The organism is Streptomyces sp. NPDC045026 (genome assembly GCF_056432625.1).
Genome location: NZ_JBWKIS010000005.1, coordinates 301,826 through 313,812 on the forward strand (window position 1 = coordinate 301,826; position 11,987 = coordinate 313,812).

The 11,987-nt window shown below is 70.7% G+C and carries 6 protein-coding genes and 1 pseudogene; 6 read left to right on the forward strand and 1 reads right to left on the reverse strand.

Annotated elements, in window-relative coordinates; translation table 11 throughout:
* Positions 1–16 precede the first annotated feature (16 nt).
* The 3 genes from AC07EJ_RS14520 to AC07EJ_RS14530 are packed head-to-tail and all read left to right on the forward strand — an operon-like array spanning position 17 to position 2,729.
* Complete coding sequence (locus AC07EJ_RS14520; protein WP_389477849.1) at positions 17–610, forward strand: prephenate dehydratase domain-containing protein; 594 nt, start codon at positions 17–19, stop codon at positions 608–610.
* 17 nt (positions 611–627) lie between these two features.
* On the forward strand, positions 628–1,614 hold the full coding sequence (locus AC07EJ_RS14525; RefSeq protein WP_478884335.1) for an ornithine cyclodeaminase family protein: 987 nt from the start codon (positions 628–630) through the stop codon (positions 1,612–1,614).
* Between the two features lie 38 nt (positions 1,615–1,652).
* The gene (locus AC07EJ_RS14530) at positions 1,653–2,729 is read left to right on the forward strand and encodes a histidinol-phosphate transaminase (RefSeq protein WP_478884336.1); all 1,077 of its coding nucleotides are present in this window, start codon (positions 1,653–1,655) and stop codon (positions 2,727–2,729) included.
* Here the strand turns inward: AC07EJ_RS14530 and AC07EJ_RS14535 are convergent.
* Positions 2,713–3,165 (reverse strand): Lrp/AsnC family transcriptional regulator, encoded by a 453-nt coding sequence (locus tag AC07EJ_RS14535; RefSeq protein WP_389477842.1) that lies wholly within the window; start codon positions 3,163–3,165, stop codon positions 2,713–2,715. The genes AC07EJ_RS14530 and AC07EJ_RS14535 overlap by 17 nt on opposite strands.
* A gap of 187 nt (positions 3,166–3,352) precedes the next feature.
* Between AC07EJ_RS14535 and AC07EJ_RS14540 the strand changes: the two genes are divergently transcribed.
* From AC07EJ_RS14540 to AC07EJ_RS14550, 3 genes and pseudogenes are all read left to right on the forward strand, one after another.
* Positions 3,353–4,261 carry a DMT family transporter gene (locus tag AC07EJ_RS14540; RefSeq protein ID WP_389477839.1) on the forward strand — a complete coding sequence of 303 codons (909 nt, stop codon included), beginning with the start codon at positions 3,353–3,355 and terminating at the stop codon, positions 4,259–4,261.
* Positions 4,262–4,534: 273 nt separating this feature from the next.
* Positions 4,535–10,087: pseudogene (locus tag AC07EJ_RS14545) on the forward strand (SDR family NAD(P)-dependent oxidoreductase); the annotation flags it as partial.
* The gene (locus tag AC07EJ_RS14550) at positions 10,080–11,987 is read left to right on the forward strand and encodes a type I polyketide synthase (RefSeq protein ID WP_389477834.1); all 1,908 of its coding nucleotides are present in this window, start codon (positions 10,080–10,082) and stop codon (positions 11,985–11,987) included. The pseudogene AC07EJ_RS14545 and the gene AC07EJ_RS14550, both read left to right, overlap by 8 nt.

An 11,987-nucleotide genomic window follows, 5' to 3' on the forward strand; every position in this document is an offset into this window, starting at 1 on the left:
TTCCTAGGGGGAAAAAATGAACCAGGCAACAGGATGGATAGACACCGCCCTGTCAGCGGGCCCGTCGGTCAAGACCATCGGCACTCTCGGCCCAGCTGGTACCAGCAGTGAGCAGGCGGCACTGTATCTCTGGGCGGACCACGGTCACGGTGGGCCGCCGGACATCCAGCTCTACGAGACGTTCGAGAAGGCCGGCGAGGCGCTGCGTGAGGGCGTCGTCAGCCATGTCGTGATCGCGAACGCGTACGCCTCGGTGCACTCCTTCTACATGGATCCGGCGCTGCGGTTCGCCGGCGCCTTCCTCTTCGACACCCCGCACTACGGCATTGCTGTCTCGCGGGGGCGCCGCATTCCCAAGGCGGCCCGGATCGCCACCCACCCGGCACCGGTCCCTCTGGTCGAGGAACTGCTCCCGAAGGAGTACGAGGTGGCGGAGATCCGCCTCGCCACCTCCACCAGTGCGGCAGCCGGCCTGGCCCGCCGCGGGGAGACCGACCTGGCGCTCACCACGCTGCCGGCGGCCAAGGCCAACGAGCTGGAATTCATCTCCCGTACCCGGCCGATCCGGATGCTGTGGTCGGTCTTCACCCTCGCCGGTACGGACTCCTGAAAGAAACAGGTCTACCCATGATTCTCCTCGACCGCGCCACGGTGCGTGAGATCTATCCGGTCAGGACCGCGCTGCCGGTGATGGCGGAAGCCATGCGCCGGTACAGCAGTGGCCAGGTGGAACTGCCGTTGCGGACCATCCTGCGGCCCGAGAAGGACACCGGTCTGCTGGGCACCATGCCGGGGTTCGTCGCCGGGGACGACCTGGCGGGGTACGGGCTGAAGGCCATGGTGCTCAAGCCCGAGAATCCCTCCCGTGGTCTCGAACTGCATATCGGTGTCGTCATGGTCTTCGACCCGGAGACCGGCGCTCCACTGGCGCTGATGGACGCGGGCGCGGTGACCGCCGTTCGAACGGCCGCCGTGTCCGCCGTCGCCACCGAAGCGCTGGCACGGCCGGACGCCGGGGACCTCGCCGTGCTCGGCTCGGGTGTCCAGGCGCGCAGCCATCTGGAGGCCATGCACCTGGTCAGGCCGTTGCGCCGGGTCAGGGTGTGGAGCCGTACCAGCGAGAACGCGGAGGCCTACCGAGCCTGGGCGGCCAAGGAGCTGGGCATCGAGGTGGAGACCGTCACCACGCCGGCGCAGGCACTGGCCGGGGCCGACCTGGTCTGCACCACGACCGCGACCAAGGAGCCCGTCGTCCAGGCCGCGGACCTCGCACCCGGAGTGCATGTCAACGCCGTCGGAGCTTCCTTCGTCGACCACCGCGAACTGTCCTCCGCGGCCGTGGCGAACGCGTCCGTCTTCGTCGACAGCCGGGAGTCGGCTCGCGCCGAGTCCGGTGACCTGCTGGCGCCGCTGAACGAGGGGCTGGTCGGCCCTGACCACATCCAGGCCGAGCTGGGCGAGGTGCTGCTCGGGGCGCATCCCGGACGCCGCGAGGGTGCGGAGATCACCGTCTTCAAGTCGCTCGGCCTCGGCGTGCAGGACGTCATGTCCGGCTTCGCCGTGGCCAAGGAGGCTGCAGCCCGCGGGCTGGGCCAGACCTTCGAACTCGACTGACCAACCCGCCAGGGAAACTGCAGAGGAGAACGATAGAAGTGAGTCCTCACTCACCGTCGCCGCGCGCGATTCTCGACGGCATACCGGCCTATGTGCCCAAGCCGCCGCAACCGCCTGCCGCAGGTGTGTCGCACCGGCTCTTCCTCAACGAGAACCCTTACCCGCCGTTGCCCTCGGCCCTCGAGAGGATTTCCTCGGCTGCGGCGCAGACCAACTTCTACCCGGGCATCTTCCCGGAAGAGCTGACGGCCGCCCTGGCCCGCAAGCTGGACGTCCCGCTCTCGCATGTGGTCACGGGTCCGGGGTCGGTCGGCATCTATCAGCAGATCGGCCAGGCGATGCTCTCGCCCGGCGACGAAGTGGTCTACGCCTGGCCCTCGTTCGAGGCTTTTCCGATCGTGGTGCGGATGGCCGGTGCCGTTCCGGTCGAGGTGCCGCTCACCGACGAGACCCATGACCTGGAGGCGATGGCCGCGGCCATCACGCCGCGGACCTCCATGGTGCTGCTGTGCGAACCCAACAACCCCACGGGTACCGCTGTCGGCGCCGCCGAGCTCAAGCAATTCCTCGACCGAGTGCCGGATCACGTCCTGGTGGTGCTCGACGAGGCCTACTTCGAGTTCTACCAGGCTCCGGACGCGCCGAATGGAGTGGAACTCCATCGTGACCGGCCCAACCTGGTGGTGCTCCGGACCTTTTCGAAGGCCTATGGGCTCGCCGGCCTGCGGGTGGGCTACGGCGTAGCCCACCCGAAGATCGCCGAGGCCCTCCGCAAGTGCGCTGTGCCGTGCGGAGTGGGCCGGATCGCGGAGCAGGCGGCTCTGGCCGCACTGGACGCGGAGGACGAACTCTTCGCGCAGGTGGACAGAATCACCGCCGAGCGGGAGAGGCTGCGGGAGGCTCTCGGCGCGCAGGGCTGGAAGACCCCGGCGAGTGAGACGAACTTCCTCTGGGTACCGCTCGGCGAGGAGTCCGACAGGGTCGCCGTGGCACTCGAGCAGCGTGGACTGCTGGTCCGCAACTTCTCCGGTACGGGGCTGCGGATCACGGTCGGCAGTCCGGAGGCGAACGATCTGCTGATCGCGTCACTGGAGGCTCTTACACCTGCTCGATGACGTTCTTGCGCAGATGCCCGTAGACCACTGAGGTGCGTACGTCCGCGAGCTCCTGTCGCTCTGTCAGTTTGTCCAGGACGACCGAGTGCAGATGGTCGGCGTCGCGAACAGCCACATGGAGGAGGAAGTCGTCGGTGCCCGTCAGTACGAAAACTGAGAGCACCTCAGGCATCCTCGCCACGAAGGCCTGGAATTGCTCGATCACCGCACGCGTGGGCGGTCGCACTCGCACGGCGATCATCGCTTGGAGTCCGCGGCCCAGTGCGGCGAGGTCCACCTCGGCGTGGAATCCGAGCAGTACCCCGCGCTCGCGCAAGGACCGCACCCGCTCCAGACAGGTGGAGGGTGCGATTCCCAGCTCTGTGGCCAGGTCCCGGTTGGACCGCCGACCGTCTTGCTGCAGGAGCCGTAGCAACGCCGAATCAAGTTCGTCCATGTTCCGTCACATCCGTATGTTCCCGAATTATGTTCGGCCAGCGTGCCATCTTCCCGGTGTAATTGCTAGTCTCCTCCCGGTAGTTCCGTCCATGGCTCGATTCTCTACCGAGTGGTCGATGCGGAGTCGGGACGCTGAACGGAAGGGAAAATCACGGGTGGACGGGCGGCAGGCGAGGCTCGGGGCGATGGGCGCAGTCGTGGCGGCGGCGCTGTTCTGGAGCAGTTCGTACGCGGTGACCAAGAAGGTGCTGGACGACGTGGGGCCGCTGAGCATCGGGGCCATCCGGTTCACGCTGGCCGCAGGCATACTCGCGATCATGGTGCGCGCGCGTCGAAAGCCGGCCGCGCGGCCGGACGCCCGACAGCGGCGAATGATGTACCTGAGTGGTCTGCTCGGTATCACGGCCTATTTCGTGCTGGAGAATATCGGTGTCGAGCTGTCGACCGCCTCGGATGCCTCTCTCATCGTGGCCACCTATCCCCTGATGACCATGCTCTTGGAATTGGTGGCCTTTCGGACCAGGATGCCGCTGCTCCGAGTCGCGGGCGTGCTGCTCGCCACGGTGGGGGCCTTCCTGGTCGTGCGTAACGGCGCGGAAGTGGGAGGCGACGACCGCTGGTTCGGCGATGTCCTGCTGCTGCTCGGCGGGCTGGTGTGGGCCGGATACAACGTGCTGGGCAAGTACGCGGGCCGAGGCCAGGACGCGGTGAACCTGACCTACTACCAGACGGTGGCGGGCGCCGCCGGCTTCCTGCTCGCCTCGCTCCTGGAGGTCGGGGACTGGCGGGTGCCGGACGCATCGGCCTCGGCGCTGCTCGCCTACCTGGCCGTGGCGTGTTCCGTCGGCGGCTTCCTTCTCTACAACTACGGCCTGCGGCGCATGACTTCGAGCGTCGCGGTCAACATCCTGAACCTGGTGCCGGTGTTCGGCGTGCTCGGCGCCGTAGTGATCAACGGGGAGACGATCCGTCTTGCGCAGGTGTTCGGCGGCGTGATCATCATCGCCGGTGTGGCACTCGGACTGGTCGAGCGCCGAACAGCCCTGGAGGGGGCCGGAGTTGTCGAGCCGACTCCGGTTGGCGAGCGGGCCTGAAAGGGCCGCCCTGAGGGCGGCCTTCGCCCGGAGTTCCTGACAGGCGACATCGCCCGAATTTCATTCCCTGCGCGCGGATTCACTTGAAGGCCGGGCGCAGGGGAAATTCGGGCTGACTTCATCCAGACGACTCCTGAGTCATTCTTTGGTCAATAGGGCAATACGAGGGAAGATCGGCCCTAGGGGGGAATTGTCCAAGTGGACGACGTGCTCGATTTGGTGTGCAGACACACGGCTGAGGTGCTGGAGGAGGAGGCCGCTGACATTGATCCGGATCTCACCTTCCAGGATCTGGGCCTCGATTCACTGACAGCGGTCGAGTTGCGCGACCGGCTCGACGTGGCGACCGGCCTCAGGCTTCCCTCCTCCCTGATCTTCGACTACCCCACGCCGGTGGCTCTGGCGGACTATCTGCGGAGCCGCCGGGAGTCCACGGAGGCGGGGGAGACGGACCCTGCGGATCCTTCCGGGGAGTCCCCCGCCCTGGACGACGACCCCATCGTGATCGTGGGTATGGGCTGCCGGTTCCCCGGAGGGGTTCGGTCGCCCGAAGGCCTGTGGGATCTGGTGTCTTCCGGTGGCGAGGCGATATCGGAGATACCGAAGGACCGCGGCTGGGATCTTGAAGGGCTGTTCGATCCCGATCCGGACCGGCCGGGCACCATGTACGTGCAGGGCGGCGGATTTCTGGATTCGGTCGATGAGTTCGACGCGGAGTTCTTCGGCATCTCGCCGCGTGAGGCGCTCGCGATGGATCCGCAGCAGCGGTTGCTGCTCGAGGTTTCCTGGGAGGCGATCGAGCGGGCCGGGATCGATCCGTCGTCGTTGAAGGGTTCCGACACCGGCGTCTACACCGGCCTTGCCTCCTTCGACTACCCGTCAATTGTCCGCGATGTACCGGACGTTGATCACTTCTACACCACCGGCACCCAGGCCAGTGTCGCCTCGGGCCGGGTGGCCTATGCGCTGGGCCTCGAGGGGCCGGCGATGACAGTGGACACGGCGTGCTCCGCGTCTCTGGTGGCCGTTCATCTGGCGGTCCGGGCGCTGCAGGCCGGCGAGTGCACCATGGCTCTGGCCGGCGGGGCCACGGTGCTGGCGGGGCCCAGCGTGTACCTGGGGTTCTGCCGGCAGCGCGCCCTTTCGGCCGACGGCCGCAGCCGGGCGTTCGCCGAGGGCGCGGACGGGTTCGGGCCCGCCGAGGGCGTGGGCGTGCTGGTGCTCGAGCGGCTGTCGGACGCCCGGCGGCGGGGCCACGAGGTGTGGGCCGTGGTGAGGGGGTCGGCGGTCAATCAGGACGGGGCATCGAACGGACTGACCGCTCCGAACGGGCCGTCGCAGCAGCGGGTGATTTCCCGTGCGTTGCGAGCGGCGGGGCTGGACGTCGCGGATGTGGACGTGGTGGAGGCGCATGGCACCGGCACGCCCCTGGGAGACCCGATCGAGGCGCAGGCGCTGCTGGCCACGTACGGGCGGCGCGGCGCCGAGGCCCCTCCGGTGCTGCTGGGCTCGGTGAAGTCGAACATCGGCCATGCGCAGGCGGCCGCGGGTGTGGCGGGTGTGATCAAGAGCGTGCTGGCGCTCCGGCACGCAGTGGTGCCGGCAACGCTGCACGTGGACCGGCCCACGTCCCATGTGGACTGGGCGTCGGGCGCGGTACAGCTCGTGACCGAGGCGGTGCCGTGGCCGCAGAGCGTGCGGCCGCGTCGGGTCGGGGTGTCGGCCTTCGGCATGAGTGGAACCAACGCGCACGTGATTCTGGAGCAGGCGCCCTCCGGTGAGAACGCCGGTGGAGGGCGCGGAGGACCGCCGCGTGCGACGCCGGCGGCGCGGGAACCGGGCGCGGACCTCGCGGGAGTTGTGCCGCTGACGGTGTCGGGGCGCAGCGCGGAGACGTTGCGTGCGCAGGCGAATGCGCTGGCCGGATATCTGGCGACGCGTCCCGGCGGCGATGTGCGGGCGGTCGCCAAAGGCCTGATACGAGGGCGTGCGGCCTTCGAGCACCGGGCCGTCGTGCTGGCGCGCGGCCACGGTGGCGGACTGGCAGGCCTGCGAGCTGTGACAGTCGGCGAAGAGGTGGCCGACGCTGTGACCGGCACGGCCATGCGTAATCCCAGGCCGGTCTTCGTCTTCCCCGGCCAGGGTTCGCAGTGGGTGGGGATGGGACGGGCGCTGCTGGCTCAGTCACCGGTGTTCGCGCAGTGGATCGACCGCTGCGAGGAGGCCTTCGCCCCGTTCGTGGACTGGTCGCTCCGGCAGGTGCTGCAAGGGGAGGCGAGCCTGGAGCGGGTGGATGTGGTGCAGCCGGCCCTGTTCGCCGTACTGACCGGCATCGCACGGCTGTGGGAGCACCACGGGGTGGCACCGGCAGCCGTGGTGGGGCATTCGCAGGGGGAGATCGCTGCCGCGTGCGTGGCCGGGGCGCTGAGCCTTGAGGACGCCGCGCGGGTCGTGGTGCTGCGCAGCCAGGCGTTGGCCGCACTCGCCGGGACCGGGGGGATGGCGACGGTGATGTCGTCGCGCGCCGCGGTCGAGGAAATGATCGGCCGGTGGGCCGGGCGGTTGTGGGTGGCTGCCGTCAACGGTCCCTCGGCCATGGTGGTGTCCGGAGACCCCGCCGCGATCGAGGAATTCCTTCGGCATGCGGACGCGACGGGGGTGTGGGCCCGTCGGATTCCGGTGGACTACGCCTCCCACTCGCCGCACATCGAGCAGGTTCGCGCGCAGTTACTGGACGCACTGCGGCCCATCGCGCCGCGGGCCGCCCAGGTCCCCTTCTACTCCACGCTGACCGGCGGGCCGTTCGACACCACCGGCCTGGATGCCGATTACTGGTACCGGAACCTGCGGCATCCCGTCGAATTCGACGCCGCGGTACGGGCGTTGCTCGAGGACGGGCACCGCATGCTCATCGAAATGAGTCCGCATCCGGTCCTGACCACCGCACTCGAGCAGACGGTCGACGACAGCGGGCACCCCGCCGCTGTCCTGGAGTCGCTGCGGCGCGATCAGGCAGGACCCGACGACTTCGCCGCCTCCCTCGCACGGGCCTATGTCCGGGGAGCCGCAGTCGATTTGGAGAGCCTGCTGCCCGACGACACCCCGTCCGGCGCGCAGCACGACCTCCCCACCTACGTCTTCCAGCGCCGTAGTTACTGGCCCCCCGCAGCGGTGGACCGGGATCGGGGCCGGGACTCGGTGGTGGAGCACGCGGAGTCCGGAGGGGTGCTGCTGACGAGCCGGCTCGGGCTCGACACGCAACCCTGGCTTGCCGATCACGCGGTGGACGGCAAGCCGCTCCTTCCGGGCACGGCGCTGCTGGACCTGGCCCTGCGGGCGGGCGCGGCCGCGGGATGCCCGCGGGTGTCCGAACTCACCCTGGAGAGCCCGCTGGTGGTCCCGGACGGCGGTGCCGTGCAGGTGCAGACATGGGTGGGCGCAGCGGACGCGGACGGCCGTCGGCCGGTCACGATCCACTCCCGGCCCGACGACGCGCCGCCGGGCACGTCCTGGACCCGGCACGCCCAGGGGGACGTCACGGGGGGCGCTGCCACGCCGGCCGCCCGTATGCCCGTCACCTCCTGGCCGCCGGCCGGTGCCGGGCAAGTGGGCCTCGAGGACTTCTACGCCGAGGCCGCCCGCCGCGGCTACGACTACGGTCCGGCCTTCCGCGGACTGCGTGCGCTGTGGCGCCGAGGCGACGAGTTCTTCGCGGAGGCGGTCCTGCCGCGAGAGGCCGGAGGGGACGTACGGCGGTACGCGCTGCACCCGGCACTGCTGGACGCGGCGCTGCATCCGCTGGCGCTGGACGCCGACGGCATGCGGCTGCCGTTCTCCTGGCAGGGCGTGCACTGCCGGGCCGTCGACGCGACGGTGCTGCGGGTCCGGGTCACGCCGGCCGGGCCCCACGCGGTGTCGGTCCAGGCCATGGACGAGGACGGCAGGGCGGTGGCATCGGTGGAGTCCCTGGCGCTGCGCCCCGTCACGTCCGAGCAGCTCGCCGCGGCTCACGGGGCCCACCAGGACGCGCTGTTGCGCGTGGACTGGCAGCCCGTGCCGGTGGCCCTCCCCGCCCCGGGCCGGCGAACCCTGGCGGTCCTGGGCTCCGACCGGCACCACCCAGGTGTCGAGCGATACGAGAACCTGGCCGCACTGCGGCAGGCCCTGGATGCCGGAGCGGCTGTACCGGACCTCGTGTACGCGCCGTTCGACCTGGTGCCGGCGGCCACGACCGCACGGGGCGTGGTGACGGAGCCGACGTGCCGGGGACTGGCACTGATCCAGGCGTGGCTCGAGGACGAGCGGCTGACGTCGTCGCGGCTGGTGATCGTCACCCGGGGGGCGGTGGCCACACGCCCCGACGAGGACGTCTCCGATCTGTCCCACGCGCCGCTGTGGGGCCTGGTCCGTTCGGCTCAGGCCGAGCACCCCGACCGTTTCGTCCTGCTGGACCTTGACGAACCGCAGTTGTCCGCGGGGCTCCTGGCGATACCGGGGAACCACGCCGAGCCGCAGCTCGCAGTGCGCGCGGGCCAGGTGCTCGTGCCCCGGCTGGCCCGGGTGACCACGGCTCGTACGCGCGGACTGGGGCACCTGGACCCGGAAGGCACCGTGCTCATCACGGGCGGGTTCGGGATGCTGGGCGGGCTGATGGCCAGGCGGCTGGTCCAGCGTCACGGCGCCCGTCATCTGCTGCTGGTGGGCCAGCAGGGTGCCGATGCCCCCGGGGCTGCGGACCTGGTGCGGGAGCTGACCTCCCTGGGAGCGCGGGTCACCGCGGCTGCCTGTGACGTCGGCGACCGGGAGGCGCTGCGCGGGGTGCTGGCGGCGGTCGACCCGGACCGTCCGCTGATCGCCGTGGTGCACGCTGCGGGGCTGCTGGACGACGGCGTCATCGGCTCGCTGGACCCGGACGGCGTCGACCGGGTCCTGCGGCCCAAGGCCGACGCCGCGCTGCACCTGCATGAGCTGACCATGGGCCAGGACCTGGCGATGTTCGTGCTGTTCTCGTCCGCCGCGGGGATCCTGGGCGCCGCCGGGCAGGCCAACTACGCCGCGGCGAACACCTTCCTGGACGCGCTGGCTCACCACCGTCGCGCCCAGGGGCTGCCGGCCACCGCGCTTGCGTGGGGTCACTGGGAACAGGCCAGCCGCATGACCGCCCACCTCGACCGGGGGGACCTGGCCCGGTTGTCCGCCATGGGCATGGCACCCATGCCGACCGAGGTGGGGCTCGCCCTGTTCGACGCTGCCGTCGGCTCGGCCGAGCCGGTGCTGGTGGCGGCGCGCGTGCAGACCTCCGGGCTGCGGACCCCTGTACCGCCGTTGTTCCAGGAGCTTGCCGGGGCCGGCGCCGACCGGTCCGAGCGCACGGGCGACCCCGGCGCGCTCCGCGAGCGGCTCGCCGCCCTGCCCCGTGCGGAGCGGGAGGGTGAGCTTCTGGAGCTGGTGCGCACCCAGATCGCCGCCGTACTGGGCCACCCGTCCTCCGCGGCCGTGCCGGCCGACCGCACCCTGCACGACTTGGGCGTCGACTCACTGGCCGCGCTGCAGCTCCGCAACGGCATCGGCCGGGCCGTCGCGGAGCGGCTTCCGGCCACGGTGGTCTTCGACCATCCCACGGCGTACGCGCTCACCCGCTTCCTTGCCGCGCGGCTCTCCGGCGACGAGTCCGTTCCCGAGGACTGCGCACCGGCTGCCGCCGGATCCGACGCTGCTGAGGAGGACCTGACCGAGGACACGGTGGCGTCGGCGTCGGACGAGGAACTGTTCGCCCTGCTCGATGCCGAGTTGGGGCTTGGCGAGGAGGAGTCCCGCAATGGCTGATGAGAAGAAGCTCCGGGAGTACCTCAACCGGGCAACGGTCGAGCTGCACCGCACCCGGCAGCGGCTGCGCGAGCTGGAGGGGCGCGATGAGCCGGTGGCACTGGTGGGCATGGCCTGCCGCTACCCGGGCGGGGTGCGCTCACCGCAGGACCTGTGGCAGCTGCTCGTCGACGAGCGGGACGCCATTTCCGGCTTCCCGACCGACCGGGGCTGGGACCTCGACGCGCTGTACGACCCGGTGCACGACACCCCGGGAACGGCGTCGGTGCGCGAGGGCGGGTTTCTCCACGACGCCGCGGACTTCGACGCGGAGCTCTTCGGGGTGTCCCCGCGCGACGCACTGGCGATGGACCCGCAGCAGCGCCTGTTGCTGGAAACGTCCTGGGAGGCACTGGAGCGCGCGGGCATCGCCCCCGACTCCCTGAGAGGCAGCCGTACCGGGGTGTTCGCCGGGGTCATGTACAACGACTACGCGTCCCGGCTGTCCGCCGTCCCCGCGGATCTGGAGGGAACGCTGCCCATGGGCAGCGCACCGAGCGTGGCCTCCGGCCGTATCTCCTATGTGTTCGGTCTTGAGGGCCCCGCGGTGACGGTGGACACCGCATGCTCGTCCTCGCTGGTCGCGCTCCATCTCGCGGCCCAGTCGCTGCGCGCCGGGGAGTGCGGTCTCGCGCTGGTCGGCGCGGCGGCCGTGATGTCCGCACCGACGGTCTTCGTCTCGTTCAGTCGGCTGCGTGGGCTCTCGCCCGACGGGCGGTGCAAGTCCTTCGCAGCCGGGGCGGACGGCTGGGGCCTGGCCGAGGGCGTGGGCATGCTGGTGCTGGAGCGGCTGTCGGACGCCCGGCGCAACGGTCACCCGGTGCTGGCCCTGATCGGCGGCTCCGCCGTCAACCAGGCCGGCGCGACCAACGGCATGACAGCGCCGAGTGGTCCCAGCCAGCGGAAGATGATCCAACAGGTGCTGGCGGCCGCCGGATTGGCCGCCTCGCAGGTCGACGCGGTGGAGGCGCACGGTACCGGCACCGCCCTGGGCGATCCGATCGAAGCGCAGGCGCTGCTGGACACCTACGGCCGGGGGCGGCCGCCCAGCCGGCCCCTGTGGGTGGGCTCGGCCAAGTCCAATCTGGGCCACACCCAGTCCGCCGGCGGGATCGCCGGAGTGATCAAGATGGTGTCGGCGATGCAGCACGGCCTGTTGCCGCGATCACTGCACTCCGACGAGCCGTCACCGCACGTGGACTGGTCTCAGGGGACGGTGCGGTTGCTGACCAAGGCGACGCCCTGGCCGGACACCGGTGACGAGCCCCGACGGGCGGGCGTGTCCTCGTTCGGCGTCAGCGGAACCAACGCGCACGTCATCCTGGAACAGGCACCGCGGCAGGACGACCCACCCACCCGCAGCGAGCCGGTGCCGACGGTGCCGTGGGTGCTGTCGGCGGCCGGCGACCGCGCACTGCGAGCCCAGGCCGAGCAACTCGTCGGCCTGCTCGACGCGGCCCCGGACCAGGACCTGCTGGACGTGGCGTGGTCGCTGGCTTCCTCCCGGGCGGTCCTTGCGCACCGTGCGGTCGTCGTGGCGGGTGCCCGCACCGAGTTCCGAGATGCGCTGCAGGCCCTGGCCCATGGGCGGTCCGCGCCCGGCCTGTTCCAAGGAGTGGCGGAACCGGTCCCCGGCACCGCATCGGTGCCGGTGCCGCTGTCCGGGGCCGATGACCCGGACGGGCTCCTGGCCGACGCGGCCGGGAAGTTCTGCCGCGGCGCGACCGTGGACTGGACCGCTCTCTTCCGCGGGCTCGGCACCCGCCTCACCGACCTGCCCACCTACGCCTTCCAACGCCGCCGGTACTGGCTGGACGAGCATGCCGGCCCTGCCGCCGCACCACCCCGGAAAGGGCTATGA